Origin of the sequence: Aeromonas sp. 2MA4 (assembly GCF_029237305.1) — a bacterium.
Taxonomy (GTDB): domain Bacteria; phylum Pseudomonadota; class Gammaproteobacteria; order Enterobacterales; family Aeromonadaceae; genus Aeromonas; species Aeromonas salmonicida.
In genome coordinates this window covers 34,408-60,951 of sequence record NZ_JAACFY010000022.1, presented here as the reverse complement: position 1 = coordinate 60,951, position 26,544 = coordinate 34,408, and the positions used below count along the sequence as shown (strand labels likewise).

25 protein-coding genes and 2 tRNA genes are annotated in these 26,544 nt (G+C 57.8%); 20 read left to right on the top strand and 7 right to left on the bottom strand.

Features of this window, described 5'->3' with window-relative positions:
• Positions 1-203: 203 nt before the first annotated feature.
• The 3 genes from pomA to greA all read left to right on the top strand — a co-directional run bounded on the left by pomA (position 204) and on the right by greA (position 2,504).
• Complete coding sequence (gene pomA / locus GWQ31_RS18910) at positions 204-962, top strand: flagellar motor protein PomA (protein ID WP_111588456.1); 759 nt, start codon at positions 204-206, stop codon at positions 960-962.
• An 8-nt stretch (positions 963-970) separates the two neighbouring features.
• On the top strand, positions 971-1,888 hold the full coding sequence (locus tag GWQ31_RS18905) for a flagellar motor protein MotB (protein ID WP_265463008.1): 918 nt from the start codon (positions 971-973) through the stop codon (positions 1,886-1,888).
• A 139-nt stretch (positions 1,889-2,027) separates the two neighbouring features.
• Positions 2,028-2,504 carry a transcription elongation factor GreA gene (gene greA, locus GWQ31_RS18900; RefSeq protein ID WP_005317553.1) on the top strand — a complete coding sequence of 159 codons (477 nt, stop codon included), beginning with the start codon at positions 2,028-2,030 and terminating at the stop codon, positions 2,502-2,504.
• Positions 2,505-2,546: 42 nt separating this feature from the next.
• On the opposite strand, the gene GWQ31_RS18895 is transcribed toward greA, so the two are convergent.
• Together GWQ31_RS18895 and yhbY are read right to left on the bottom strand one after the other, a co-directional pair.
• Entirely contained in the window at positions 2,547-3,140 is a 594-nt protein-coding gene (locus GWQ31_RS18895) for a PilZ domain-containing protein (protein WP_265463006.1), read from the bottom strand.
• A 104-nt stretch (positions 3,141-3,244) separates the two neighbouring features.
• Entirely contained in the window at positions 3,245-3,541 is a 297-nt protein-coding gene (gene yhbY, locus GWQ31_RS18890; protein ID WP_005298134.1) for a ribosome assembly RNA-binding protein YhbY, read from the bottom strand.
• Positions 3,542-3,638: 97 nt separating this feature from the next.
• On the opposite strand from yhbY, the gene rlmE reads away from it, so the two are divergent.
• The 16 genes from rlmE to GWQ31_RS18810 all read left to right on the top strand — a co-directional run bounded on the left by rlmE (position 3,639) and on the right by GWQ31_RS18810 (position 20,394).
• Positions 3,639-4,268, top strand: coding sequence for a 23S rRNA (uridine(2552)-2'-O)-methyltransferase RlmE (gene rlmE, locus GWQ31_RS18885; protein ID WP_005317545.1), 630 nt, complete (start codon positions 3,639-3,641; stop codon positions 4,266-4,268).
• A 45-nt stretch (positions 4,269-4,313) separates the two neighbouring features.
• Entirely contained in the window at positions 4,314-6,263 is a 1,950-nt protein-coding gene (gene ftsH, locus GWQ31_RS18880; RefSeq protein WP_005317541.1) for an ATP-dependent zinc metalloprotease FtsH, read from the top strand.
• Positions 6,264-6,325: 62 nt separating this feature from the next.
• Complete coding sequence (gene folP / locus GWQ31_RS18875; RefSeq protein ID WP_275910010.1) at positions 6,326-7,171, top strand: dihydropteroate synthase; 846 nt, start codon at positions 6,326-6,328, stop codon at positions 7,169-7,171.
• Positions 7,172-7,188: 17 nt separating this feature from the next.
• Positions 7,189-8,523 (top strand): phosphoglucosamine mutase, encoded by a 1,335-nt coding sequence (gene glmM / locus GWQ31_RS18870; RefSeq protein WP_005317535.1) that lies wholly within the window; start codon positions 7,189-7,191, stop codon positions 8,521-8,523.
• Between the two features lie 131 nt (positions 8,524-8,654).
• Entirely contained in the window at positions 8,655-9,419 is a 765-nt protein-coding gene (gene tpiA / locus GWQ31_RS18865) for a triose-phosphate isomerase (RefSeq protein ID WP_021138144.1), read from the top strand.
• Positions 9,420-9,746: a preprotein translocase subunit SecG gene (gene secG, locus GWQ31_RS18860; RefSeq protein WP_021138145.1), complete on the top strand. Its 327-nt coding sequence runs from the start codon at positions 9,420-9,422 to the stop codon at positions 9,744-9,746.
• A gap of 9 nt (positions 9,747-9,755) precedes the next feature.
• A tRNA-Leu gene (locus GWQ31_RS18855) sits at positions 9,756-9,840 on the top strand.
• A gap of 92 nt (positions 9,841-9,932) precedes the next feature.
• Positions 9,933-10,009 (top strand) — tRNA-Met (locus GWQ31_RS18850).
• Positions 10,010-10,175: 166 nt separating this feature from the next.
• On the top strand, positions 10,176-10,634 hold the full coding sequence (gene rimP / locus GWQ31_RS18845) for a ribosome maturation factor RimP (protein WP_005317527.1): 459 nt from the start codon (positions 10,176-10,178) through the stop codon (positions 10,632-10,634).
• 14 nt (positions 10,635-10,648) lie between these two features.
• Positions 10,649-12,151 (top strand): transcription termination factor NusA, encoded by a 1,503-nt coding sequence (gene nusA, locus GWQ31_RS18840; protein ID WP_005317524.1) that lies wholly within the window; start codon positions 10,649-10,651, stop codon positions 12,149-12,151.
• Between the two features lie 20 nt (positions 12,152-12,171).
• Positions 12,172-14,868 (top strand): translation initiation factor IF-2, encoded by a 2,697-nt coding sequence (gene infB, locus GWQ31_RS18835; RefSeq protein WP_005317521.1) that lies wholly within the window; start codon positions 12,172-12,174, stop codon positions 14,866-14,868.
• Between the two features lie 55 nt (positions 14,869-14,923).
• On the top strand, positions 14,924-15,358 hold the full coding sequence (gene rbfA / locus GWQ31_RS18830; protein ID WP_005317518.1) for a 30S ribosome-binding factor RbfA: 435 nt from the start codon (positions 14,924-14,926) through the stop codon (positions 15,356-15,358).
• A 1-nt stretch (position 15,359) separates the two neighbouring features.
• Positions 15,360-16,319 carry a tRNA pseudouridine(55) synthase TruB gene (truB, locus tag GWQ31_RS18825; RefSeq protein ID WP_005317516.1) on the top strand — a complete coding sequence of 320 codons (960 nt, stop codon included), beginning with the start codon at positions 15,360-15,362 and terminating at the stop codon, positions 16,317-16,319.
• Positions 16,320-16,463: 144 nt separating this feature from the next.
• On the top strand, positions 16,464-16,733 hold the full coding sequence (gene rpsO, locus GWQ31_RS18820; protein ID WP_265463003.1) for a 30S ribosomal protein S15: 270 nt from the start codon (positions 16,464-16,466) through the stop codon (positions 16,731-16,733).
• Positions 16,734-16,900: 167 nt separating this feature from the next.
• Entirely contained in the window at positions 16,901-19,042 is a 2,142-nt protein-coding gene (pnp, locus tag GWQ31_RS18815) for a polyribonucleotide nucleotidyltransferase (RefSeq protein WP_265463002.1), read from the top strand.
• 41 nt (positions 19,043-19,083) lie between these two features.
• Positions 19,084-20,394 carry an MFS transporter gene (locus GWQ31_RS18810; RefSeq protein ID WP_345893590.1) on the top strand — a complete coding sequence of 437 codons (1,311 nt, stop codon included), beginning with the start codon at positions 19,084-19,086 and terminating at the stop codon, positions 20,392-20,394.
• Here GWQ31_RS18810 and GWQ31_RS18805 read toward each other — a convergent pair.
• Positions 20,391-21,473 (bottom strand): protoglobin domain-containing protein, encoded by a 1,083-nt coding sequence (locus GWQ31_RS18805; RefSeq protein WP_169045531.1) that lies wholly within the window; start codon positions 21,471-21,473, stop codon positions 20,391-20,393. The genes GWQ31_RS18810 and GWQ31_RS18805 overlap by 4 nt on opposite strands.
• A 138-nt stretch (positions 21,474-21,611) precedes the next feature.
• On the bottom strand, positions 21,612-21,965 hold the full coding sequence (locus GWQ31_RS18800; RefSeq protein WP_265432782.1) for a DsrE/DsrF/TusD sulfur relay family protein: 354 nt from the start codon (positions 21,963-21,965) through the stop codon (positions 21,612-21,614).
• A gap of 159 nt (positions 21,966-22,124) precedes the next feature.
• Between GWQ31_RS18800 and GWQ31_RS18795 the strand changes: the two genes are divergently transcribed.
• Positions 22,125-22,517 carry a DUF1090 domain-containing protein gene (locus GWQ31_RS18795; protein WP_058393767.1) on the top strand — a complete coding sequence of 131 codons (393 nt, stop codon included), beginning with the start codon at positions 22,125-22,127 and terminating at the stop codon, positions 22,515-22,517.
• Positions 22,518-22,583: 66 nt separating this feature from the next.
• On the opposite strand, the gene fumC is transcribed toward GWQ31_RS18795, so the two are convergent.
• From fumC to GWQ31_RS18780, 3 genes are all read right to left on the bottom strand, one after another.
• A complete protein-coding gene (gene fumC / locus GWQ31_RS18790) occupies positions 22,584-23,978 on the bottom strand; it encodes a class II fumarate hydratase (RefSeq protein ID WP_275910008.1) in 1,395 nt (464 codons plus the stop codon).
• A 124-nt stretch (positions 23,979-24,102) separates the two neighbouring features.
• Complete coding sequence (gene pepE, locus GWQ31_RS18785) at positions 24,103-24,843, bottom strand: dipeptidase PepE (RefSeq protein ID WP_058393769.1); 741 nt, start codon at positions 24,841-24,843, stop codon at positions 24,103-24,105.
• A 229-nt stretch (positions 24,844-25,072) separates the two neighbouring features.
• Positions 25,073-26,443: an endonuclease/exonuclease/phosphatase family protein gene (locus tag GWQ31_RS18780; RefSeq protein WP_275910007.1), complete on the bottom strand. Its 1,371-nt coding sequence runs from the start codon at positions 26,441-26,443 to the stop codon at positions 25,073-25,075.
• Between the last annotated feature and the right edge of the window lie 101 nt (positions 26,444-26,544).

The following is a 26,544-nucleotide window of genomic DNA, read 5'->3' as shown; positions in this document are numbered from 1 at the left end:
TGAAAAAAACGGCTTATCTTAACATCGACGACGCACAGGGGGGAGGCAGAAAAGCGCAGTCGGCTTAAACTCTCGGAAAAGTGGCCGATAATAAGCCATCTTGTGGGTAAGGAAAAATATGGTGGCCCTTGCCGCTTGGTGCGTAATAGCAGAAAATTCAACAAACTATCATAGACATCAGAACCGGTGACAGGAGTAGGGACGTGGATCTAGGCAGTCTGATAGGCATAGTGCTCGGCTTTGGGGTGGTGGGTTATGCCATGGTGCTGGGTGGTGGCGTCGGCATGTTTGTGGATGTTCCCTCCATTCTGATCACTTTTATGGGCTCAATTTTTATTGGCATGATGAAGTTCAACATCGGCCAGTTTTTTATGGCATTCAAGGTCGCTGGCAAGGCCTTCATGTACAAGGGCGACAAACTCGATGACTTGATCCTCAAGTCCGTCGAGCTGGCCGATGCGGCTCGCAAAGGGGGCTTTCTTGCACTGGAAGCTGCCGAGATCCCCAATACCTTCATGAAAAAGGGGATCGACATGCTGGTCGATGGTCATGATGCGGACGTGGTGAGATCTGTGATGGAAAAAGACATAGACCTCACCGAGGAGCGGCACACCAATGCCATCAAGGTCTTTCGGGCGCTGGGGGACTTGGGCCCCGCCATGGGCATGATAGGTACTCTGGTGGGGCTTGTTGCCATGCTTTCCAACATGAGTGATCCCAAATCCATCGGGCCTGCCATGGCGGTTGCCTTGTTGACCACCCTTTATGGGGCCATCCTTGCCAACATGTTTGCCATTCCCATCGCGGACAAGCTTGATTTGCGCAATTCGGAAGAACGGCTCAGTCGCTCGCTTATCCTCGATGCCATCATGGGGATCCAGGACGGTCAAAACCCCAGGGTGATAGAGTCCCTGCTCAAGAATTATCTGCATCAATCCAAGCGTGAGCAGGCAACGGAGTAATCTTCGCCATGGCAAAATGCAAGTGTCCGCCTCCCGGTCTCCCCGCATACATGGGGACCTTCGCCGATCTCATGTCATTGCTGATGTGTTTCTTCGTACTGCTGCTCTCTTTTGCCGAGATGGATGTACTCAAGTTCAAGCAGATCGCCGGTTCTATGAGAAATGCTTTTGGTGTGCAGAGCATTCTGGAAGTGAAAGACATTCCCAAGGGAACTTCCGTCATCGCCCAGGAGTTCAGGCCGGGTCGCCCTGAGCCGACCCCTATCGATACCATCATGCAGCAGACTATCGACATGACCCAGACGGAGCTTGATTTTCAGCCCGGTGACGCCGATCAGGCGGGTGGGCATGACAAGACTGATGGGCAGTTGAGTGGTGGCGATACCCAGCAAGAGGCGCAAAAGCAGCAGGAAGCACAGAAGCAGCAAGAGCAGTCAAATGCACTGGCCAAGGCGCTGGCCGAGCAGATGAAAGCCCAGATTCAAGATGGCGCCATCGAGGTGGAAGCCCTTGGTCAGCAGATTATCATCCGGATCCGTGAGAAAGCCGCCTTCCCGGCCGGTTCGGCTTTCTTGCAACCCCAGTTCTGGCCGGTTATTCGCAAAGTCGCCAGCTTGTTGAAAGATGTGCCAGGCGAGATAACCGTGTCGGGCCATACCGACAACATAGCGACCGAAAATGAGCTGTTTCAATCGAACTGGGATCTCTCATCCCAGCGTGCGGTGGCGGTGGCTCACCAGATGATCAAGGTGCCTGGCTTTGACGGTAAACGGTTGGTGGTGCAAGGCATGGCCGACACCCAGCCCCTGGTGCCCAACACCAATCCGGACAATAGGCGTATGAACCGGCGAGTGGAGATCTCCATCATGCAGGGCAAACCGACAGTGTCGGCCCCGATTGGCGTCTCTGAGCCCAAGCAGAATTGAGTGCAAAGCGCGATCCCGCTCGCAGGGACTGACATGGATTTTGTGCTGGCTTCATATTAAGATGCCCCATCCGAACCGATAGCTGCGGCTCTCTTTGATTGCCGCAGCTTCTCTTTTTCAAGCAACCCAGGTTTCGACTATGAATCATACTCCGATGACTGTTCGCGGCGCGGAAAAGCTGCGCGAAGAGCTCGACTATCTGAAGAGCGAGCTTCGTCCGCAGATAATCGAAGCGATTGCAGATGCCCGTGAACATGGCGATCTGAAAGAAAACGCCGAATACCATGCCGCCCGTGAACAGCAAGGCTTCTGTGAAGGCCGCATTCAGGAAATTGAGAGCAAGCTCTCCAATGCCCAGGTGATCGATGTCACCAAGATTGCCAACAATGGTCGTGTCATCTTCGGTGCAACCGTGACTCTGCTCAAGAGCGAGACGGAAGAAGAAGTGGTCTACCGTATCGTGGGTGATGACGAATCGGACATCAAACAGAACATGATCTCCGTGAACTCGCCCATTGCCCGAGCCTTGATCGGCAAGGAAGTGGACGATGTCGTCATCGTCAAGACGCCGGCTGGCGATGTGGAATACGAGATCCTGGCCGTCGCCTACCTCTGATGTGATGCCTGAAACAGGGGAGCACGGCTCCCCTGTTTGTATTTAGCGGGGTTGGTAAGCCTGGGTGAACGCATCCTGATGGCGCTGGAACATCCAGCTTCGCAGTCGTTCTAGGTCCGGCTTGGCCATCTGGAAGTGGAGTGCCCAGCCCTGTACGCCATTGCGCTGATGGATATGCCTGATCAGCTCGGCGCAGAGGGGGAGAGGGGCCAGTTCATGAATGAGCAGGGTACCGCTGAGAGTGGCGCCGATGGTCAGTCTGGTCGGCAAGCCTTCCACGACAAGCCCATCCAGCGACAGACTGTGTACCAGATACTCGGTTTCGGCCACTTTGAAGCGGGCTTTTTCATCCAGGCGCCAGGCGCGCAGATGAGGGTAGCCCAGCTCCTTGATGACGGGAGCGGCGATGCGTGGTTCGACAAAGCCATCGTCTCCCTGAGTGAAGCGCAGCGGAAAGCGGAGTTGATGCCCGGCAAAGCGGGCTTCGAGTACCAGCTGATCGGCGCGTTGCAACAGCCCGAGCAAGGGAGTGGCGAGATAACCGCTCAGGGCTTGTCCGGCGGCCATCTCCTGATCGCTCCCCAAGTCCCGTAGCATGGCCAGTTCATCTTCGGTGAGAATCTGATGGTGATCCATAGCGGGTATCCAGGAGTATTCATCGCAGGTTAAGGGCCTGGCGACTACTTTGGCAAGCGACTTGGGAAGAAGGGAAATGAAGGAAAGAGCGAGGCTCTTTCCTGTTACTTGCGGGGCAGCTGGATTTTCGGCTCGTTGGCCTGACGGTAGATGGTCAGCACGTGGCCGATGCTCTGTACCTTGACCGCGCCGGTTTCACGGACAATTGCATCCATAACCAGTTGTTTCATCTCACGATCTTCAGACGCAACCTTAACCTTGATCAGCTCGTGGTGGTTCAGCGCCAGATCGATCTCGGCCAGTACACCTTCGGTCAGACCATGTTGACCCAAGAGGACAACGGGCTTCAGACTGTGGGCAAGGCCCTTGAGGTACTGTTTCTGTTTATTGTTGAGAATCATGGCAATTTCTTCATAAGTCAGGGTTGAAAGGGGCGTATTCTACCCCCACTTAGCCCTTAATACTAATAACCCTTGTGGTTTTTTAAAGTCGATAATCATGACCCAGAAAAAACGTTCCCCCAGCTCAACCCGCTGGTTAAAAGAACATTTCGACGATCAATACGTCAAAAAAGCCCAGAAATTGGGGCTGCGTTCCCGCGCTGTTTTCAAAATTGATGAAATCCAGGGCAAGGACAAATTGCTTCGCACCGGCATGACGGTCGTGGATCTGGGGGCCGCCCCGGGTGGCTGGTCCCAGTTCGCCGTTGAGCAGGTGGGTGACAATGGGCGAGTCATTGCCTGTGATATTTTGCCGATGGATCCCATTGCCGGTGTCGATTTCCTGCAAGGGGACTTTCGGGAGGAGACTGTACTCGGCGCTTTGCTGGACCGTGTTGGTCCGGACAAGGTGGATGTGGTCATGTCTGATATGGCGCCCAATATGAGTGGCACCCAACAGGTGGATCAGGCCCGCGCCATGTACCTGATCGAGCTTGCGCTCGACATGTGCAATCAAGTGTTACGCACTAATGGCAGCTTCGTGGTGAAGGTATTCCAGGGAGAGGGGTTCGATGCCTATCTCAATGAAATTCGTAAGCTTTTCTCTGCTGTCAAGATTCGTAAACCAGACTCGTCTCGTGCTCGTTCACGAGAAGTCTACATTGTGGCTACCGGTTTTAAACTGTAGTACCCTAACCTTCATCGTTAACTGTCAGTCTGCGAGGTCATTGATTTGAGTGACATGGCGAAAAACCTAATCCTGTGGCTGGTCATCGCCGTCGTGTTGATGTCGGTGTTCAATAGCTTCAGCCCCAGCGATACCACCAGTCGCCAGCTGGACTATTCCAGCTTCGTTAAAGAAGTGACCCAAGAGCAGATCCGTGAAGTGCGGATGGATGGCAAGGTCATTAATGGCGTCAAGCGCACTGGTGAACGTTTCACCACCATCATACCGGCGCCGGATCCCCAGCTGCTCAACGACATGCTCAATCACAATGTCAAAGTGATGGGTGAGAAGCCGGAAGAGCCGTCTTTGCTGACCTCTATCTTCATCTCCTGGTTCCCGATGCTGCTGCTGATCGGTGTCTGGGTCTTCTTCATGCGTCAGATGCAGGGCGGCGGTGGCAAGGGTGCCATGTCGTTTGGCAAGAGCAAGGCTCGCCTGATGAGCGAAGATCAGATCAAGACTACTTTTGCTGACGTCGCAGGCTGCGATGAAGCCAAAGATGAGGTGAAAGAGCTGGTCGACTATCTGCGCGATCCGAGCAAGTTCCAGAAACTGGGTGGCAAGATCCCGACCGGCGTACTGCTGGTAGGTCCTCCCGGTACCGGTAAGACCCTGCTGGCCAAGGCCATTGCGGGTGAGGCCAAGGTGCCTTTCTTCACCATATCGGGTTCTGATTTCGTCGAAATGTTTGTGGGTGTCGGTGCCTCCCGGGTACGTGACATGTTCGAACAGGCCAAGAAGTCGTCCCCCTGCATCATCTTCATCGATGAAATCGATGCGGTCGGTCGCCAGCGTGGCGCGGGTCTCGGCGGTGGTCACGATGAGCGCGAGCAAACCCTGAACCAGATGCTGGTCGAGATGGATGGTTTTGAAGGCAATGAAGGCGTCATCGTCATCGCTGCCACCAACCGCCCTGACGTACTGGATCCGGCCTTGCTGCGTCCGGGTCGCTTCGACCGTCAGGTTGTGGTCGGTCTGCCGGATGTGCGTGGTCGCGAGCAGATCCTGAAAGTGCACATGCGCAAGGTGCCATTGGCAGATGATGTCAATGCAGCCGTGATTGCACGTGGTACTCCGGGTTTCTCCGGTGCTGATCTCGCCAACCTGGTCAACGAAGCTGCGCTCTTCTCTGCCCGTGAGAGCCGCCGTGTGGTTTCCATGGCCGAGTTCGAGAAGGCGAAGGACAAGATCATGATGGGGGCGGAACGCCGTTCCATGGTGATGAAGGAGTCCGAGAAGGAAATGACGGCTTACCATGAGGCGGGTCACGCCATCATAGGTCGTCTTGTGCCGGATCATGACCCTGTCTACAAGGTTTCCATCATACCGCGCGGTCGTGCGCTGGGTGTGACCATGTACCTGCCCGAGCAGGATCGCTGGAGCCACTCCAAGCAGCACCTGGAGTCCATGATCTCCAGCCTCTACGGTGGTCGTCTGGCGGAAGAGCTGATCTACGGTGCCGAGAAGGTATCGACCGGTGCGTCCAACGACATCGAGCGTGCGACCGATATCGCCCGCAAGATGGTGACCCAGTGGGGCATGTCCGAGCGTCTCGGCCCTATGCTCTATGCAGAAGAAGACGGCGAAGTGTTCCTCGGTCGCAGCATGGCCAAGGCCAAGCACATGTCCGACGACACCGCGCGAGTCATTGATGCAGAGGTCAAGCAGGTTATCGATCGCAACTACGCCCGCTCCAAGCAGATCTTGCTGGACAACATGGACGTACTGCACACCATGAAAGATGCGCTGATGAAGTACGAAACCATCGACGCCAAGCAGATCGATGATCTGATGGCCCGTCGCGAGGTGCGTGCTCCGAGCAACTGGCATGATGAGCACAGCGATACCCCGTCAGGTGGTGCCACTGTCGCAGAGGATGCCAAACCGGCTGTGACCGAGGTCGAGCAGGTGGCTGATGTCGATATCGACAAGGCCAATGATCTCCCGGCCAAATAAATTGTAATGATGCAAACCCCGGGCTGGTCCCGGGGTTTTTCTTTGTGCAAATGGAAGTGAAGATGCAGTTAATCAGCAAAGGGCTCAGCCTCTCCCTCGAACGCCCCCATGTCATGGGGATCCTCAATGTCACCCCAGACTCCTTCTCCGATGGCGGTCATTTCAATCAGATTGAACGGGCGATGGTCCATGCGCGTCAGATGGTCTCTGACGGGGCAACACTTATCGATATTGGTGGCGAGTCGACCCGTCCTGGCGCCCCTGACGTGAGCGAACAAGAAGAGCTGGACAGGGTGATCCCCGTGGTCGAACGGCTGGTCGCCGAGCTGGATGTGATGATATCCCTCGATACCTCCAAGGCTGCCGTGATGCGCGAAGGTTGCAAGGCGGGAGCCCATCTCATCAATGATGTCAGGGCGCTGCTTGAGCCCGGCGCCCTGGCGGTTGCCGCAGAAGCTGACGTACCAGTGTGTCTGATGCACATGCAAGGCCAGCCGAGAACCATGCAGGCGGAACCCCTTTATGATGACCTGCTGGGGGAGGTGAGGGCTTTCTTCGATGAGCGTATTGCCGCCTGTCTGGCAGCCGGGATCCGGCGCCAGCAGTTGTTGCTGGACCCGGGCTACGGCTTTGGCAAGACGCTGGCACACAACTATCAACTACTGGCACAGCAGAGCAAGTTGCTCGATTACCAGCTTCCGCTCTTGGTCGGGATGTCGCGAAAGTCTATGATAGGCAACCTGCTTGGCCGACCGGTTGATGATCGGTTGGCTGGCAGCCTGGCCTGCGCGCTGATCGGGATGCAACATGGCGCCCGGATCATCCGGGTGCACGATGTGCGAGAGACCATGGATGCCCTGCGCGCCGGCTGGATGGTAATGACGGGACAAGATTTCATATCCAAATAAAAAAACGAGAACAGATAATGGCAAGAAAGTATTTCGGCACCGATGGTGTCCGCGGCAAGGTTGGCGAATTTCCGATCACCCCTGATTTCGTGATGAAGCTGGGTTGGGCAGCAGGCAAGGTGCTCTCCAAGAAGGGCACCAAGAAGGTGCTGATCGGCAAAGATACCCGCATCTCTGGCTACATGCTGGAATCCGCACTGGAAGCCGGCCTCTCCGCTGCCGGCCTCAAGGCTATTCTGATGGGCCCCATGCCCACCCCGGCCGTTGCCTACCTGACCCGCACCTTCCGTGCCGAGGCCGGTATCGTAATCAGCGCCTCACACAATCCCTTCTATGACAACGGCATCAAGTTTTTCTCCGCTGACGGTACCAAGTTGCCGGATGATGTGGAAATGGCTATCGAGGCCGAGCTGGATCACGAGATCAAGTGTGTCGAGTCCGCCGATTTGGGCAAAGCCGTGCGTATCGAGGATGCTGCTGGCCGCTATATCGAGTTCTGCAAGAGCACCTTCCCATCCAACCTGAGTCTGGAAGGGTTGAAAATGGTGGTCGACTGCGGCAATGGCGCAACCTACCACATAGCTCCTTCCGTCTTCCGCGAGCTGGGCGCCGAGGTGATTGCCATCGGCTGCAGCCCGGATGGTCTCAACATCAACGACGGGGTCGGTTCTACCGCTCCCGACGCGCTGGCGGCCAAGGTGCTGGAGTGCAAGGCAGACCTGGGCGTGGCATTCGATGGTGACGGCGATCGTCTGGTCATGGTTGATCACACCGGTTACATCATCGACGGCGACGAGATCCTTTACATCATTGCCCGCGATGCCCTGCGCAACGGCCGTCTCAAAGGCGGTGTGGTCGGTACTCTGATGGCCAACATGGGCCTGGAGCTGGCGTTGCAGACCCTGGGGATCCCGTTTGCCCGGGCCAAAGTGGGTGACCGCTATGTGCTGGAGATGATGAATGAGAAGGGCTGGCGTATCGGGGGTGAAAACTCAGGTCACATCATCTGCCTGGATCAGACCACGACAGGGGATGGCATAGTCGCCGCCCTGCAGGTGCTGATGGCCATCTGCACCGCCGAGATGCCGCTGGCCAAGCTGCGCTCCGGCATGAGCAAGTTCCCGCAGGTGCTGGTGAACGTCCGTTTCGCCGAGGGCAAGGATCCGCTGGCGGCTGACGCCGTCAACCAGGAAGTCGCCAAGGTGGAACAGGAGCTGGCCGGCCGTGGTCGCGTATTGCTGCGTAAATCCGGCACCGAACCCCTGATCCGGGTCATGGTGGAAGGTGAACATGAGCAACAGGTGCGCGACATGGCCCAGCGCATTGCACAACAGGTTGAATCGGCGTTTTAATGAACAAAAAGGGCGGCTTTTTAGCCGCCCTGGTTGTATCTTGTTCAAACGATTCGAAAATTTAAAAATAGCACTTGTCAGCTGACAATCCTCTGGATATTATCAGCCCCGCTTTCGCAAGGGAGTTGCCGATGGGACATCGAAAGCCGTTTGTAGCAGCCAACTGGAAGTTACACGGTAGTAGGTCGCAGTTAGAGCAGTTTACTGGCCAATGCCTGAAAGGTATTGATGAGCAAGTAGATGTGGTCTTGTGTCCATCCCATGTGCATCTCGACTTCACCGCCGCACTGCTCAACGAGCAAAAGGTAATGAAGTTGGGGGCTCAGAATGTGAGTCAGCACCGACAAGGCGCTTATACGGGTGAAGTCTCGTGTGAGATGCTGGTTGAGGCAGGGTGTCGTTACGTACTGGTAGGGCACTCCGAGCGCAGGCGTCTCTTTGGTGAGACCAGCTTTATCGTCGCAGAGAAGTTTGCGGCAGCCAGAGCGGCAGGCTTGATCCCCATCTTATGTTTGGGGGAGTCAGGTGCAGCGAGGCAAGCGAGAAGAGCCTTCGAGGTGATCGCTGAAGAGCTGGACATCGTCATAGAGAAAAATGGCGCGATGGCTTTCGATAATGCTATCATCGCCTACGAGCCGATTTGGGCTGTAGGTACAGGTAAATGCGCCACACCCGAGCAGGCACAAGAGGTTCATTCCTTTATACGCGGTCGCTTGGCGGAGGATACTCCGGTAATAGGTGAGAAAGTTAGAATCATCTATGGTGGGAGCGTGACACCGACCAATGCGAGAGATTTGTTTGCCCAGCCCGACGTTGACGGCGGTCTGATTGGTGGAGCAAGCCTCGATGACAAGACGTTTTTAGGAATTGTTGAAGCGGCAAAGGGTGCAAGTTAAATGTACGAAATTCTTTTAGTCGTTTATCTGCTGGTTTCACTGGCTCTGATTGGTCTGGTGATGATTCAGCAAGGTAAAGGGGCTGACATGGGCGCCTCCTTCGGCGCAGGGGCATCGAATACCGTATTCGGCTCCGGTGGTTCAGGCAGTTTCCTGACCCGAACAACAGCAGTTTTGGCTACTCTGTTCTTTCTGATTAGTTTGGTGCTTGGCTCTATGTCCAGCCACAAGGTAAAACAGGGTAGTGAATGGGAAAATCTGCAACAAACCGAACAGGTTGAGCAGACCAAAGCGCCAGTAAACAAAGATACTGATGTTCCCCAATAAGTGAGTTTTGCCGTGGTGGTGGAATTGGTAGACACGCTATCTTGAGGGGGTAGTGCTCTAGGGTGTGCGGGTTCGAGTCCCGCCCACGGCACCAATTAAGCAGTGAACTCGGGTAACCGGGTGTATTATAGTCACTCAGTCTTGTATGAAGAGAATGAACTGGCTATAATCTCGCACGATTTCGGACGCGGGGTGGAGCAGCATGGTAGCTCGTCGGGCTCATAACCCGAAGGTCGTCGGTTCAAATCCGGCCCCCGCAACCAAATTTCACGCATTTCCTACGCTCAGGAAGGCGGTCGCTGCGAGGCGACAATCAGGGTAAAGCGCCAAGCCCCGATTTGACATCGGGGCTTTTTGTTATGTGCGATTTACTCTGAATCGATATTTATCTGGGCTTTATGCCCTTTTTTTGTTTTTCGGAGGGTGACTTTGGCTACGTTGGAACAACGTTTGACCGATCTGCTCGAGGCTCCGGTCGTTGCCTTGGGTTTTGAACTTTGGGGTATTGAGTTTATCCGCGCGGGTAACCACTCCACTTTGCGTGTCTTTATCGACGGCGAGAATGGTGTGACTGTCGAAAACTGTGCTGAAGTCAGCCATCAGGTTGGCGCCATCATGGATGTCGAAGATCCCATCACAGAAGAATACTTCCTGGAAGTATCCTCCCCTGGTCTGGATCGTCCGCTGTTCAAGGTTGCCCAGTTCGAAAAATACGTTGGCCAAGAGGCGGCAGTGCAGCTGCGGATGGCAACAAATAACCGCCGCAAGTTCAAAGGCGTAATCAAAGCTGTGCAAGGCGACATGATCACCCTGACAGTAGATGGTAAGGACGACGTGTTGGCTTTCACCAATATCCAAAAAGCGAACATAGTGCCGAACTTTGGTTAACGAGGCTATCGGATATGAATAAAGAGATTTTGCTGGTCGTTGACGCTGTATCCAACGAGAAGGCGGTACCCCGCGAGAAGATTTTCCAGGCTCTGGAGACTGCGCTGGCGACTGCGACCAAGAAAAAATATGAAGGCGAGATTGAAGTTCGGGTTGAAATCGATCGCAAGACCGGTGACTACGAAACCTATCGTCGCTGGGTTGTTGTAGCCGATCAGGCTGCAATGGAGAACCCGTACGGTGAAATCACCCTCGAAGCCGCTCAGATCGAGCAGCCCGAGATCCAGCTCGGTGACTATGTAGAAGATCAGATTGATTCTGTTACCTTCGACCGTATCACCACCCAGACCGCCAAGCAGGTTATCGTGCAGAAAGTGCGCGAAGCCGAGCGTTCCCAAGTCGTTGACCAGTTCAAGGACAAGGAAGGCACCATCATCAGCGGTGTGGTCAAGAAGAGCAATCGTGACAACGTGATACTGGATCTGGGCAGCAATGCCGAGGCCGTGATCTTCCGTGACGACATGCTGCCGCGCGAGACCTTCCGTCCGGGCGACCGTATTCGTGGTCTGCTCTACGCCGTGCGTCCCGAAGCCCGTGGTTCCCAGCTGTTCGTCAGCCGCTCCAGCCCGGATTTCCTGAAAGAGCTGTTCCGCATCGAAGTACCGGAAATCGGTGAAGAGATGATCGAAATCATGGGCGCCGCCCGTGACCCGGGCTCCCGCGCCAAGATCTCCGTCAAAACCAATGATCGTCGTATCGACCCGATCGGTGCCTGTATAGGCATGCGTGGTGCTCGTGTGCAAGCCGTCTCTGCAGAGCTGAGCGGTGAGCGTGCCGACATAGTGTTGTACGATGACAACCCCGCACAATACGTGATCAATGCCATGGCGCCGGCCGATGTGGCCTCCATCATAGTGGATGAAGACAACCACACCATGGATATCGCCGTGGAAGCCGCCAACCTGGCCCAGGCCATCGGTCGCAACGGTCAGAACGTGCGTCTGGCTTCCCAGCTGACCGGTTGGGAGCTGAACGTCATGACCGTCGAGGACATGCGCTCCAAGCACCAGGCCGAGAACGATCGCATCCTGACCCTGTTCACCAGCGCCCTGGACATCGACGACGATTTCGCCGGTCTGCTGATGGAAGAAGGCTTCTCGACTCTGGAAGAGATCGCCTTCGTACCCGTCAATGAGCTGCTGGCCATCGACGGTCTGGACGAAGACATGGTGGAAGAGCTGCGCAAGCGTGCCAAGGATGTCCTGACCACCAAGGCCCTGGCCAAAGAAGAATCCTTGGACGGCGTAGAGCCTTCCGAAGACCTGCTCAATCTGGCTGGCCTCGGTCGCGACATGGCATATGCCCTGGCCGCGCGTGGTGTCGGCACCCTGGAAGATTTGGCAGAGCAAGGTATCGACGACCTTGCCGACATTGAAGAGCTGACCGCTGAGAAAGCCGGTGAGCTGATTATGGCTGCTCGCAATATCTGTTGGTTCGGAGAAGAGCAGTCTGAATAAGATCAAACGGAGGAAAATGAATGGCAGAAGTATCAGTCAAACAACTTGCCACTGACATCGACACGCCGGTTGATCGTCTTCTCCAGCAGTTTGTCGATGCCGGTATCAGCAAGAGCAAGGCCGACGACCTCGTCAGCGAGTCTGAAAAACAGACTCTGCTGGCTCACTTGAAAAAACAGCATGGAGGTGACGAGCTCACCGCACCAGCCCGCATGACTTTGCAGCGCAAGACCAAGAGCACCATCAGTGTTCAGGGGACTGGCGGCAAGAACAAGGAAGTGCAGGTTGAAGTGCGCAAGACTCGCACCTATGTAAAACGCTCGGCGCTGGAAGATGAACAGCGCCAGGCGGAAGCCGAGGAAACAGCGCGTTTGGAAGCAGAAGAAAAAGCTCGTAGCGAGGCCGAGAACAAGGTTCGTCTCGATGCTGAAGAGAAGGCTCGCCGTGAGGCTGAGCAGGCTCGTCGTGAAGCTGAGGAAAAGGCGCGGATCGAGGCACAATCAAAGGCTCGACAGGCTCCACAGCCCGCCAAAGCAGCCAGTAGCACAGCTCAGCAAGAGGCAGAAAAGATGGCCAAGCGCGAAGCAGAAGAACTGAAGCGCCAACAGGAACAAACAGCTTTGCAAAAAGCAGAAGAACTCGCCGCCAAGAAAGCCGAAGAGGCTCGTCTCATGGCGGAACAGAACGGCCCTCGCTGGGCTGAAGAAGAAGCTGCTCGCGCCAAAGAGAGCAGTGACTATCATCTGACCACCAACAAGCATGCGCAAGCCGCAGAAGACGAGTTGGACCGGAAGGAAGAGACCAGTCGTCGCACGGCTGCTGCAGCGGTCAAGGCCCCGAAGAAGGCCGGTCGTCGTGAAGACGATCGCGACTCCCGCAACCCGCGTGCCCGCAAAGGCAAGCGCGGCAAGATGGCCATGCCCAACGCCATGAAGCACGGCTTCAACAAGCCCGCAGCTGTGGTTAACCGTGACGTTGTCATCGGCGAAACCATCACTGTAGCCGAACTGGCCAACAAGATGGCCGTCAAGGGTGTTGAAGTCATCAAGGCGATGATGAAGATGGGCGCCATGGCCACCATCAACCAGGTGATCGATCAGGAGACAGCTCAGCTGGTCGCCGAAGAGATGGGTCACAAGGTGGTGTTGCGCCGTGAGAACGAACTGGAAGAGGCGGTATTGTCCGATCGTGACGAGACCTCCGAAGCCAAGTCCCGTGCCCCTGTCGTGACCATCATGGGCCACGTCGACCACGGCAAGACCTCGCTGCTCGACTACATCCGTAAAGCCAAGGTTGCTGCTGGCGAAGCCGGTGGTATTACCCAGCACATCGGTGCTTACCACGTCGAAACCGACAGTGGCATGATCACCTTCCTGGATACTCCGGGTCACGCTGCGTTTACCTCCATGCGTGCTCGTGGTGCCAAGTCGACCGATATCGTCGTTCTGGTTGTTGCTGCCGATGACGGCGTCATGCCGCAGACCATCGAAGCCATCCAGCACGCCAAGGCGGCTGAAGTACCCATCGTGGTTGCGGTCAACAAGATCGACAAGCCTGAAGCGGATCCGGATCGCGTCAAGACCGAGCTGGCCCGTTACAACGTCATGTCAGAAGACTGGGGTGGCGATAGCCAGTTCGTTCATGTCTCTGCCAAGTCTGGCGAAGGTATCGACGACCTGCTGGAAGCCATCCTGATCCAGTCCGAAGTACTGGAACTGAAAGCGGTAGTCGATGGCATGGCCAGCGGCGTCGTGATCGAATCCTTCCTGGACAAAGGTCGTGGTCCGGTTGCCACCGTGCTGGTACAAGAAGGTACTCTGCGCCAGGGCGACATCGTACTGTGTGGTCTGGAATACGGTCGTATCCGTGCCATGCGTGACGAACTGGGTCGTGAAATCAAGGAAGCGGGTCCGTCCCTGCCGGTGGAAATCCTGGGTCTGTCCGGGGTGCCGTCTGCCGGTGACGAAGCCACTGTTGTACGTGACGAGAAGAAAGCCCGTGAAGTGGCGCTCTATCGTCAGGGCAAGTTCCGCGACGTCAAGCTGGCTCGCCAGCAGAAGGCCAAGCTGGAAAACATGTTCGCCAACATGACAGAGGGCGAAGTGTCCGAAGTGAACGTGGTGATCAAGGCCGACGTACAGGGTTCGGTGCAAGCAATTTGCGATGCGCTGGTCCAGCTCTCTACCGACGAAGTCAAAGTCAAGATCGTGGGCTCGGGTGTTGGTGGCATCACCGAAACCGACGCCACTCTGGCTGCGGCTTCCAGCGCCATCCTGGTGGGCTTTAACGTCCGTGCCGACGCTTCTGCGCGCAAGGTCATCGAATCCGAGAGCCTGGATCTGCGTTATTACTCCGTCATCTATGATTTGATCGACGAAGTGAAGCAGGCCATGAGCGGCAAGCTGGCTCCTGAGTATCGTCAGGAAATCATCGGTCTGGCTGAGGTGCGTAGCGTCTTCAAGTCACCGAAGTTCGGCGCCGTTGCCGGCTGTATGGTTACCGAAGGTGTGGTCAAGCGTTCCAACCGTATCCGTGTTCTGCGTGACAACGTGGTTATCTATGAAGGCGAGCTGGAATCCCTGCGTCGCTTCAAGGATGACGTCAACGAAGTCCGCAACGGTTACGAGTGTGGTATCGCGGTCAAGAACTACAACGACGTACGCGAAGGCGACCAGATCGAAGTTTACGAGACCATTGAAATTCAACGGACTCTGTAAGCCGACAGTTAGACAAAATAGGGGGCTGCGGCCCCCTTTTATCGCAGGATAGAATATGGCCAGAGAATTCAGCCGGACCAACAGGGTCGGCCAGCAGATCCAGCGCGAAATCGCGCTGATCTTGCAGCGTGAGGTCAAGGACCCGCGCATCGGCATGGTAACCGTCTCGGACGTGGAAGTGTCCAAGGACCTCAACTATGCCAAGGTTTATGTCACCTTCTTGCAGCTGGATATCGATGCCGAGCGCATCGCGGAAGGGCTCAAGGGCCTGACCGAAGCGGCCGGCTACATCCGCAGCCTGCTTGGCAGCGCCATGCGCCTGCGGGTGGTGCCCGAGCTGCGCTTCTACTACGACCAGACCCTGGTCGAGGGGATGCGCATCTCCAACCTGGTGTCCAACACAGTGCGTGACGACAAGCGTCGCATGGCCGAAGCCGGCCGTGAAGAAGACGAAGCCGCACCGGATGATACAACTGAGGATAAAGCCTGAGATGTCTCGTAGACGCCGTTTCAAGGGTCGTGACGTACACGGCATCCTGCTGCTGGACAAGCCGACCGGTCTGACCTCCAACGATGTGTTGCAGAAGGTCAAGCGTATCTACAATGCAGCCAAGGCCGGTCACACCGGCGCCCTGGATCCGCTGGCGACCGGCATGCTGCCGATCTGTCTCGGCGAGGCCACCAAGTTCTCCCAGTATCTGCTGGAGGCGGACAAGCGCTATGAGGTGACCGCCAAGCTGGGCGAGCGCACCAACACCAGCGACTCCGACGGCGAGGTGGTTTCCACCCGTCCGGTGAACGTGGCCCTGGGTACCCTGATCGAGTCGCTGGACCAGTTCCGCGGCCCCATCATGCAGGTGCCGTCCATGTACTCGGCACTCAAGCACAACGGTCGCCCGCTCTACGAATATGCCCGTGAAGGCATAGAGATTGAGCGGGAAGCCCGCCCCATCACTGTGTTTGAGCTCAAGCTCATCAGCTTTGAAGGGGATGAGGTCAAGCTGGAAGTGCACTGCAGCAAAGGCACCTACATTCGCTCCCTGGTGGACGATCTGGGTGAAGTGCTGGGTTGTGGCGCACACGTTACCCAGCTGCGCCGTACCCAGGTGGCCACGTATCCCTATGAGCGGATGCTGACCCTGGAACAGCTCGAGTGCATCTTCGAACAGGCCAAGGCCGAGAGTATCCCGCCACGGGAGCAGCTCGACCCCTTGTTGCTGCCGATGGATACCGCCGTGGCCGCACTGCCCGAGGTGAACATGCTGGCGGCAGTCGCCGCCTATGTGAACCAGGGTCAAGCCGTGCAGGTAGCTGGCGCGCCGCAAAGCGGCCAGGTTCGCATGACGGTGGGCCCGGAGCGTGAGTTCATCGGTGTGGGCGAGATCGACGATGAAGGGCGGGTTGCCCCCAAGCGTCTGGTTCGCTACCACGATGAACACGACGAGGAGTGATCCTTAGGCGGTATCAGGGCGTCTTTCCCGCTGCGCCTCTTTCTCGTTGCGAAAAGTGACGGGGACGATTATGATACCGCCCTCATTTCACGGCTGAATTAGAGATTGGCTGTGAACCTTTAAACACTCTACTGGAGTAATACCATGTCTCTAAATGCTGAGATCAAAGCTTCCATCGTTGCTGACAACGCTCGTTGCGCCAACGACACTGGCTCCCCCGAAGTGCAGGTTGCCCTGCTGACTGCCCAGATCAACCATCTGCAAGGTCACTTCAAACAGCACGCTAAAGATCACCACGGTCGTCGTGGTCTGCTGCGCATGGTTTCCCAGCGTCGCAAGCTGCTGGACTACCTGAAGCGTAAAGATGTTCAGCGTTATGCTGCTCTTATCGCCAAGCTGGGTCTGCGTCGTTAATCGACCATCAGATTTCGCGAAAAAGGGGAACCTCAGGGTTCCCCTTTTTTATTGTCCGTCAGGCTGTTGCCATCCTCACAGAATGTGTGTCACTGCTTACCTTTTGGTTCGAATCAAGTATACTTGCACGCGAATTTAAAGAGCCAAATTGTAAAAAGGAAATTCACGTGAATCCTATTGTAAAGTCATTCCAGTACGGTCAACACACCGTCACTCTGGAAACCGGTGTGATGGCCCGTCAAGCCACTGCGGCCGTTATGGTCAGCATGGACGATACCTGCGTATTTGTGACCGTCGTCGGCAAGAAAGAGGCCGATCACGGTCGCGATTTCTTCCCGCTGACCGTCAACTACCAGGAGCGTACCTATGCTGCTGGTCGTATCCCGGGTGGTTTCTTCCGTCGTGAAGGCCGTCCTAGCGAAGGCGAAACCCTCACCTCCCGCCTGATCGACCGTCCTATTCGTCCGCTGTTCCCGGAAGGCTTCCTCAATGAGGTTCAGGTGGTTGCCACCGTTATGTCCGTGAACCCGCTGGTTTCCCCGGACATCGTTGCCATGATCGGTGCCTCTGCTGCACTGGCCATCTCCGGCATCCCGTTTGGTGGCCCGATTGCGGCTGCTCGCGTGGGTTACATGAACGGTCAGTATGTGCTGAACCCGACTACCGCCGAACTGCCCCAGAGCGATCTGGATCTGGTGGTTGCCGGTACCGCCAACGCCGTGCTGATGGTGGAATCCGAAGCGGCCATCCTCTCTGAAGAGGTGATGCTGGGCGCCGTTGTGTATGGCCACGAGCAGATGCAGGTCGTGATCAACGCCATCAACGAATTTGCCGCCGATGTGGGTACCCAGCCATGGGATTGGACCCCGCCTGCGACCAACGAAGCCCTCAAGGCCAAGATTGCCGAGCTGGCTACAGCTGAACTGGGTGAAGCCTACCGCATCACCGAGAAGGCCGTGCGTTACGCCGCCATCGGTGCCATCAAGCAGCGTGTGGTTGAGCAAGTGATCGCCGCCGGTGTGGAAGACGATGCCAAGAAGATTGGCGAAGAGTTCCACAGCCTGGAAAGCCGCATCGTTCGTGGCCGTGTGGTCCGTGGCGAGCCGCGCATCGACGGTCGCGATCCGGAAATGATCCGTGCCCTGTCCGTCGGCACCGGCATCCTGCCCCGCGCTCACGGCTCTGCCCTGTTCACCCGTGGTGAGACTCAGGCCATCGTCGTTGCGACCCTGGGTACCGAGCGTGACGCCCAGAACATCGACGAGCTGGCTGGCCACCGCGCCGACCGCTTCATGCTGCACTACAACTTCCCGCCGTATTGCGTCGGTGAAACCGGCATGATGGGTAGCCCCAAGCGTCGTGAAATCGGTCACGGTCGTCTGGCCAAGCGCGGCGTTGCTGCCGTGATGCCGAGCGCCGCCGAATTCCCGTACGTGGTGCGCGTGGTGTCTGAAATCACCGAATCCAACGGCTCCTCCTCCATGGCGTCCGTTTGTGGTTCCTCCCTGGCGCTGATGGATGCGGGTGTGCCGATCAAGGCCTCCGTTGCCGGTATCGCCATGGGTCTGGTGAAGGAAGAAGAAGGTTTCGTCGTGTTGTCCGACATCCTGGGTGACGAAGATCACCTGGGCGACATGGACTTCAAAGTGGCCGGTACTACTCAAGGTATCACTGCGCTGCAGATGGACATCAAGATCGAAGGCATCACCAAAGAGATCATGGAGATTGCCCTCAAGCAAGCCCGTGGTGCTCGCCTGCACATCCTGAAAGTGATGGACGAAGCCATCCAGGCGCCGCGTGCCGAGATTTCCGATTTCGCGCCGCGTATCCATACCATCAAGATCAATCCCGAGAAGATCAAGGACGTGATCGGCAAGGGTGGTTCCGTGATCCGTGCGCTGACCGAAGAGACTGGCACCAACATCGAGCTGGATGATGACGGTACCGTCCGCATCTCCGCCGTGGCCAACGAAGCGGCCATGGAAGCGATCCGTCGTATCGAAGCCATCACCGCCGAGATCGAAGTGAACCGCATCTATGAAGGCAAGGTTGTGCGTCTGGCCGATTTCGGCGCTTTCGTCAATATCCTGCCGGGTAAAGATGGTCTGGTGCACATCTCCCAGATCACCGACGCCCGCGTGCAGAACGTGGCCGACTTCCTGAAGCTCGGTGATGTTGTGAAGGTGAAGGTACTGGAAGTGGACCGTCAAGGCCGTGTGCGTCTCTCCATCAAGGAAGCGAATGCACCGACCGAAGCCGTTGCTCCTGCTGCTGACGTAGCCGCTGTCGAAGAGCCGGCTGCCGAATAAGGCTGCTGCGCTGTGAAGAGCCGACCTCAGGGTCGGCTTTTTTGTGTCCGATATCCACCACGCTTGTTTCCTATGAGACCCTCTGCTACAACGGAGAGCTCCCCGCGCGACGGGCAACAAGGAGCAGTATGATGTCGTGGGCCCTCCTCAGGCAGTTTCCCCCTCTGGTCTGGACCGTGATCCTGGGTACCTTCATGGTGCGCACCAGCTATTACATGGTCTGGCCGTTTCTCTCCATCTTGCTCTATCGGGAGTATGCCCTTTCGGCCACCAGTATCGGTGCCATGCTGGGGGCGACCGCGGCCATCTCGACCCTAGTCAGCTTCTATGGCGGCTGGCTGTCGGACAAGCTGGGGCGGCGCAACATCTTGCTGGCCGGTTGTCTGGTCGCGCTGCTCTGCTACGGCCTGTTGGGATTTGCCCACTCTGCATTCTGGTTAGGGGTCGGGGTGCTTGGCAGCGGCCTCTCTTCCGGCTTGATCGATGCGCCCGGCAAGGCGCTGATGGCCGACAGCCTCATCTCTGCCAAGGCCCGCGAGCTGGCACTCCACCTGCGTTACTTCTTGCTCAACCTGGGGGCGGCGATCGGGCCCCTGCTTGGGGTGACGCTGGGGATCAGTGCCCAGCAGCACACTTTTTTGCTGCTCTCCGACAGCTATCTGCTGCTGGGGGCCGCCTTCGTCTGGGGTTTTCGCCAGCTGATTGAGGGCGAGCAGCGCAGCGGCGGCCTGGGTCTGCGCGCCGCCATCAAGGTGCTGTGGCTGGATTTGGGTTTTCTGTTGCTGGTGATGGCCAATCTGCTGATGGTGCTGGTCTACTCCCAGTTTCATTCACCGCTGGTGCAATACCTGACTCGGGCCCAGACGCCAGAGGTGGCGAAACTGGTCGCCATCCTGGTGACCACCAATGCACTGACCGTGGTTGTACTGCAATTCCCGCTGCTGCATCTGCTCACCCGCTGGCCGCACAAGGTGCGGCTGCAGGTCGGCATCATGTTGTTTCTGGGGGCTCAGGTGCTGTTCGCGCTGGGGGATCCCCAGCAGTGGTCACACTGGATCGGGGCCGTGCTGTTGCTGAGCGTGGGGGAGACCATTCTGTTTCCGCTGCTCAATGTGCTGATCGACCAGATGTCGCCCCCTCATCTTAAGGGGAGCTATTTCGGCGCCGGTGCGCTGGCAGGGCTGGGTGGGGCCATCGGCGCCGTGCTGGGAGGCTGGATTATCGAGCAGTGGAGTGGCCAGTGGCTCTACATACTGATGACGCTGCTCTGCGTGCTGACGTTTCTGTTGTACGAATGGGGGGCCCGGATCCCGCGCCCCGAGGCGGCGAAATCCTGTGCCCGCCAAGGCTAGTGGGTCTCTTTCGGATTTACCTCTTTCAGTGCCTTCTTGGCGGCATACATGCGCTCGTCGGCCAGCCGGATCAGGCTGTTGCCCTCGTCGAACTGCAATGGCCCTGTCTGCACCAGGCCGATGCTGAGGGTCACATCGCCTATCTGTTCTGCCAGTGTGTGGGTCAGCCGTTGCAGATAGACGTCTCTGGCCTGATCCTCGCTGCAGTTGGGCAGGATCAGACAGAACTCGTCTCCGCCGTAACGAAAGCAGCAATCCTCTGCCCGTGACACCTTGCGGATGGACGCACCCACTAGGCGCAGTATCTCGTCTCCCCGCTGGTGCCCCTGGGTGTCATTGATCTGTTTGAAGTCGTCGATATCGAGGTAGGCGATGACCACTGGCTCGGCCCGGCGCTGGCAGGTGCGCAGGGTGCGGGTCAGGTTCTCCTGCAGGTGGCGCACGCTGAGCAGGCCGGTGAGGGCATCGGTGCGGCTCATCTCCTCCAGTTGCTGGGTACGTTCCCGGACCTTCTCCTCCAGCGCTTTGGCATAGATCTCCGACTTCTCCTTGGATGACTCTATCTCCGAGACCAGGCTGCGGATGTAGGTTTCGAATACCAGGGTAATGTCGAACAGAAACAGTTTGTCGAGGGCGGTCAGCATGGCGATGCGCTCGGGCTCATGGGCTATCTGGAGGAAGATATCCTCGATGAGCAGCCCCTTGAGGGTGTTGATGGCCGCCAGATAGAGCTTGGGTTCCACCCCGATCCGCTTGTGCACCAGCCCGATCCGCAGCCGGTTGTTGACGTACTCCAGGTCATACAGGCCGCTGAACAGATCGAGTATGTAACGGCGCTGAGCCGCTCTGAGTCGTGTCAGCGTATCGGCATCGCCGATCAGCAGGGCAATTTCGGTGATCCCGGTCTGCAGTATATAAAACTTGTCGACCAGCAAATCGATATGGGGTTCTATCTTGGTGCGATAGCTGGCGAGCCGGGTGAAGTCGTCCTCGTCCAGCAGCAGCAGCTCCTTGCGATGGGCGATCTCAAACTCGGTGATCCGCATCTGCTCCAGCAGGGTCTGTTCGGTTGGATTCATGGTAGTTCCCTGAACGAATATGAGGGGGCGCACATTGTTATCTAACTGACAGTGTAGACAGTAAAAACAGGGTAATGGTTTTCAAATGGCGCAGGCTCCCCGCTGATCAAGACTTGCGCCTGTGAGGCTGTGCGCTGGCTAGAAGGTCAGCACCTTGTCGGCCGCCAGTGTCCATTGGGCCAGCAGTGGCAGGGTACCGATCTCGATCCCTTCAATGAGGGGCAGTGCCGTGATGCCGCGGGCATCGGTGCAGGTCTTGCACAGACGGATGGCGGTGCCCTGTGCCAGCAGTATCTCCAGCATCTGGCGCAGGTTGTAACCCTCGGCCGGGGCTTGCCCCGCCAGGGCGGCACTGACAGCGTCGGACATCAGGAACAGCTGCAGGTTGGCGCCACCCTGCTCGCCCAGGGCAATGGCCAGACGCAGGGTATTGAACAGGGACTCGCTGCCATAGGGGGCACCGTTGGCAATGATGACAATATGTTGATTCATAAGAGACTCCATCACGAAAACACCATTGTAGTCCTGGCCGGCCTGTATTGGCGTGATGTTGCACAAACTCTGTCGTACCGGTTTGCGCATGACTTGACCCGGTTGGCCGAGTACGGTCTGATAGGCGCCCATCAAACATGACAGAGGAATGAGGTCGTTATGTGGAAGGTTTTCGGAATAAGTATGCTGCTGTTGGCCGGTCAGGCTTATGGCAGCCAGCAGGTAGGCTGCAAGGCTCGGCAACAGGCAGTGGCGGACCAGCTGGTCTTCGCCAAGGCGCACAATAATGCGGATCAGATAGCCGGGCTGGAGCAGGCGCTGCGCAACATAGAGGCCCACTGTACCGATGACGGTCTGTTCAAGGAGCAGCAGCAACGGGTAGCCAAGCTGAAAGAGCAGGTGAATGAGCGGCTGCTCGAGTTGCAAAATGCCCGAGTGTCGGGCAAGCCGGACAAGATCGCCAAGAAGCAGGCCAAGCTGGAAGAGGCCCAGGCCAAGTTGCTGGCCGCCCAGAGCGAGCTGGATGCCCTGAGCAAGCTGATCAAACCCTGAACGACGAATTGCACAATGAAAAAGCCGGGCATGCCCGGCTTTTTCATTTTTCAGCAGACACTCATGTCAGAGCCCCCGTCGACCCACCATGTTGGCTGGCACTACCCAGGCATCGAACTCCTGCGCCGTGAGGTGGCCGGAGGCGATGGCGGCTTCCCGCAGGCTGAGCCCCTCATTGTGGGCTCGCTTGGCTATCTCGGCCGCCTTGTCGTAACCGATGTGAGGGTTGAGTGCCGTGACCAGCATCAGGGAGCCGGCCAGCAGCTCGTCTATGCGGGCCCGGTTCGGTGTGATGCCGGTGGCGCAGTGATCGTGGAAGCTCTGCATGCCGTCGGCCAGCAGACGCACGCTCTGTAAAAAGTTATGGGCAATCAGTGGGCGGAAGACGTTCAGCTCGAAGTTGCCGCTGGCGCCACCTATGTTGATCGCCACGTCGTTGCCCATCACCTGGGCACACAGCATGGTGAGCGCCTCGCACTGGGTCGGGTTGACCTTGCCGGGCATGATGGAGGATCCGGGTTCATTTTCCGGAATGAGCAGCTCACCGAGCCCGCTGCGGGGGCCGCTGGCCAGCCAGCGCACGTCGTTGGCGATCTTCATGAGCGACGCGGCCAGCGTCTTGAGGGCGCCGTGAGCATGAACCAGGGCATCGCTGCTCGCTAGCGCCTCGAATTTGTTGGGGGCGCTAACCAGCGGCAGGCCCGTCTGCTCTGCCAGGGTGGCCGCCACGGCATCGGCAAAACCGGGTGGCGTGTTCAGGCCGGTGCCGACGGCCGTGCCCCCCAGTGCCAGCTCGCAAAGATGGGGCAGGGCGGCTCGAATGTGGCGCTCCCCCTGTTCCAGCTGGGCAACCCAACCGGAGAACTCCTGCCCCAGGGTGAGCGGGGTGGCATCCTGCAAGTGGGTGCGGCCAATCTTGACGATGTCGTCGAAGGCGTGGGCCTTGCGGGCCAGCGTCGCGCTCAGGGTTATCAGGGCGGGCAGCAGTTGCAAGGTAATGGCAGTGACGGCCGCCAGGTTCATGGCGCTCGGGAAGACATCATTGCTCGACTGGCTGAGGTTGACCTGATCGTTGGGATGGACGAGACAGCCCTGCCCCCGCGGACCGCCGAGCAGTTCGCTGGCCCGGTTGGCCAGTACCTCGTTGACATTCATGTTGGTCTGGGTGCCCGAGCCTGTCTGCCAGACGCGCAGTGGAAACTCTTCCTCATGCAGGCCGCACAGGACTTCATCGGCGGCGCTCATGATGGCCTGGGCCGTGCGGGCGGGCAGCAACCCCTTGGCGTGATTGACCCGGGCGCAAGCAGACTTGATGCGGGCCAGGGCGCAGATGAGCTCGGCGGGTTGGCGCTCCCCCGAGATGTCGAAATGGTGCAGGGAGCGCTGGGTCTGGGCCCCCCACAGCCGTTCGGCTGGCACCTCTATCTCCCCGAAGCTGTCGTGTTCGATCCGTGTCGTCATCGCATACTCCCGTCTAACAAAACAAGGGGCGAGGGAAGATCCCTTGCCCCTTACAGCATGACAAACCGCCGGTTCGGCGGCTCAGATCAGCACCTCACCTCTATGCCCCCTTTTTCATGGGCAGTCAGCCGCGAGGGCTAAAGGGGGTCAACTTCGCCAGCGGGGTGGCATCCATGAATTCCTGCACCTCCTCGCCGTGTTTGAAGATCTTGTAGCTCTCGCCGCGGGCGCTCCAGTATTCGAGGGTGTCGCCGCTGCTCTCACCGCTTATCTGCAGCAGGCTGGCTTCGCGCAGGGCCACCACGTATTCGCTCGGGTTGATAGCGCAGAACTCCGCCAGACGTTCGTCGCGGGTTTCGCCCATGTGACCGCTGATGCTGGCATCCAGATAATGAGGGTTGATCTGCAACGGGAACAGACCCAGTGCAGGCAGCACGGCGGCATTGCACACCGGCATGTCGTTGGTGGTGCGAATGCTGGGAGTTGCCACGTTGCAGCCGGCGCTCCAGCCCACATAGGGCACGCCCCGCTCGCGCACCGCGCGCTGGATTGGCACGACCAGACCATATTCGTGCAGTAGCTGGTTCAGGCGCCAGGTATTGCCACCGCTGATGAAGATGGCATCTGCCTGATTGATGGCATCCACAGGGTCATCAAACTGATGAATACTGATGGCTTCCACCCCCAGACTCTCGGTGAGATCGCGGGCGCGGGCATCCCAGTCGCTGCGGATCACGGCGTAGGGGATCAGCAGTATGCGTTTGACCTGTTTGCGGGCGAGCAGGGTTTGCACCCTATCCCGGGCCCAACCGAGCAGACCCGGAAATTCGGTGGCTTTACCATTGCTGAGAAGAAGCAGTTCCATGAAGCGTGTCCTCGATGAGTGAAAGCGGAGGCATCATCGCCAGAGCCTGGCGACAAGAGTTCCCATTCTAGCCTCATTGGTGCCCGTGTTCTGTGATCCCGTCGCCCCACCTTGGTAATGACACCCATTGCTGTGCCCCTTGGCGCTTGCCGTGACCAAGGGCAGTTCACTTTGTTTGAAAACAATCAGGGGGCCCGCGGGCCCCCTGATTGTTGATAACACCATCAAGTTAGTCGAGCTTGAAGTCGACCCACACCAGCCGGTGATCCGAGCTCACTCCCTTGGCGATACCCAGCTTGGCGTCGTACACCAGGTGATAGCCGGGCTCGAAGCTGGCGGGCCAGAACACGCCGGAGGCGACAGCGTTCAGGTTGGCGGAGGGCAGCAGGTGATCGAGCTGCAGGCCGCTGCTGCTGGTGATGCGCTCCGGGGTGGGGCGCTTGTTGTTGCGTTTGCACTGATCCGGCTGGCTGGCGAGGCACTCGGGGCCACCCTGGCTGACCGGTATGATGGCGCCGTTGGTGACCGCCTGATTGACCAGTACATGGTTGTGCAGATCTTGAATGGCGGTGAGATCCCCGTCGCCAATCTGGGGATCGGCGTTGAGATCCCCGGCGATGACGAACTTGGCGCCCTCGGCCAGGCCGCCGGCCTTGCCCGCGTCATCCACCATGTAGCTGGCGGTCTCCACGTAGTCCTGCCAGAAGGCGACTTCGGCGCGATTGTGCTTGACGTTGTGGCGCGCCGCGTTGCCGAAGATGGGTGGGGTCGGGTGGGAGATGAGGAAGTGGATCACCTCCTCCTTGTCGCCGCGCTTGATGCGCACCGGCACGTCGGCGTGGTTCTTGGAAGAGAGTGGAAACTGCTGCCAGGCGGCGTCGTCATACCAGGCATCACCGCACTGGCGGCCCGCCGGGATCGGCGCCTTGGGGTTGTTGCAGTCGTCGATGACTGGGTTCGATTCGCCGGGCATGTCCTTCCACTTGAAGTGCTGGAAGGTGCGGATCTGCTTGGTGTCGATGGGGTATTGGGACATGACGGCAAAGGCGTACTGGCCGTGGTAGTTGCCAAAGCCCCAGGCGTCGTCCGGCCCTGTGTTGACCTTGCCATCCAGGTTGAGATCATGGCCGCTCATCAGGCCGGTATTGGTGGCAAAATTCTGCAGCACAGGGTAGCTGATGGCGGTCACTTCGGTGTGCTGGGCGTGGGCCAGGTAGTTGTCGTTGAACGCCTTCAGGTCGGCGGTATTTTCGCCTTTGCCGTCGTTGTCGAACTCGTTGAGCAGGAACACATCCGGCCGTGTGCGCTGGATGATTTCGGCGACATTGCGGATCTGCTGCACATTTTTGGCCCGGGTGATCTCGGCCTGACCCAGACTGGCATCACCGGCCTGATAGCGTGCCAGCAGGGTGTCCTGCTCGGCGTGGGTCAGGGCCAGTTCCCCGCTCAGCATGCCGGGAGCGGTGCGATCAAAGGAGAGGTTGAAGGTAGCGAAGCGAACCATGGTATCTGGAGTCTCGGAGTCATTGTTGCTGTGACAGCCTGCCATCAATCCGAGGGAAATGGCAGCGGCGAGTAGGGACTTGCTGATTTTTTTCATTGTAATATTCCGTAGCATCAATAAGTTATACCTCATGGCACCAGAGCAGAGGCGCGCCCATTATAGGGAGCGCAACGTGGGGATGGGCACCGGATGGGTCA

Coding starts and splice junctions, on each gene's coding strand:
- fumC (WP_275910008.1), bottom strand. CDS start 23,978: ATGACGACACGGATCGAACACGACAGCTTCGGGGAGATAGAGGTGCCA.
- folP (WP_275910010.1), top strand. CDS start 6,326: ATGCAGTTAATCAGCAAAGGGCTCAGCCTCTCCCTCGAACGCCCCCAT.
- greA (WP_005317553.1), top strand. CDS start 2,028: ATGAATCATACTCCGATGACTGTTCGCGGCGCGGAAAAGCTGCGCGAA.
- GWQ31_RS18800 (WP_265432782.1), bottom strand. CDS start 21,965: ATGAATCAACATATTGTCATCATTGCCAACGGTGCCCCCTATGGCAGC.
- rbfA (WP_005317518.1), top strand. CDS start 14,924: ATGGCCAGAGAATTCAGCCGGACCAACAGGGTCGGCCAGCAGATCCAG.
- infB (WP_005317521.1), top strand. CDS start 12,172: ATGGCAGAAGTATCAGTCAAACAACTTGCCACTGACATCGACACGCCG.
- GWQ31_RS18895 (WP_265463006.1), bottom strand. CDS start 3,140: ATGGATCACCATCAGATTCTCACCGAAGATGAACTGGCCATGCTACGG.
- truB (WP_005317516.1), top strand. CDS start 15,360: ATGTCTCGTAGACGCCGTTTCAAGGGTCGTGACGTACACGGCATCCTG.
- glmM (WP_005317535.1), top strand. CDS start 7,189: ATGGCAAGAAAGTATTTCGGCACCGATGGTGTCCGCGGCAAGGTTGGC.
- secG (WP_021138145.1), top strand. CDS start 9,420: ATGTACGAAATTCTTTTAGTCGTTTATCTGCTGGTTTCACTGGCTCTG.
- rpsO (WP_265463003.1), top strand. CDS start 16,464: ATGTCTCTAAATGCTGAGATCAAAGCTTCCATCGTTGCTGACAACGCT.
- pepE (WP_058393769.1), bottom strand. CDS start 24,843: ATGGAACTGCTTCTTCTCAGCAATGGTAAAGCCACCGAATTTCCGGGT.
- nusA (WP_005317524.1), top strand. CDS start 10,649: ATGAATAAAGAGATTTTGCTGGTCGTTGACGCTGTATCCAACGAGAAG.
- GWQ31_RS18805 (WP_169045531.1), bottom strand. CDS start 21,473: ATGAATCCAACCGAACAGACCCTGCTGGAGCAGATGCGGATCACCGAG.
- GWQ31_RS18795 (WP_058393767.1), top strand. CDS start 22,125: ATGTGGAAGGTTTTCGGAATAAGTATGCTGCTGTTGGCCGGTCAGGCT.
- rlmE (WP_005317545.1), top strand. CDS start 3,639: ATGACCCAGAAAAAACGTTCCCCCAGCTCAACCCGCTGGTTAAAAGAA.
- tpiA (WP_021138144.1), top strand. CDS start 8,655: ATGGGACATCGAAAGCCGTTTGTAGCAGCCAACTGGAAGTTACACGGT.
- GWQ31_RS18905 (WP_265463008.1), top strand. CDS start 971: ATGGCAAAATGCAAGTGTCCGCCTCCCGGTCTCCCCGCATACATGGGG.
- GWQ31_RS18780 (WP_275910007.1), bottom strand. CDS start 26,443: ATGAAAAAAATCAGCAAGTCCCTACTCGCCGCTGCCATTTCCCTCGGA.
- yhbY (WP_005298134.1), bottom strand. CDS start 3,541: ATGATTCTCAACAATAAACAGAAACAGTACCTCAAGGGCCTTGCCCAC.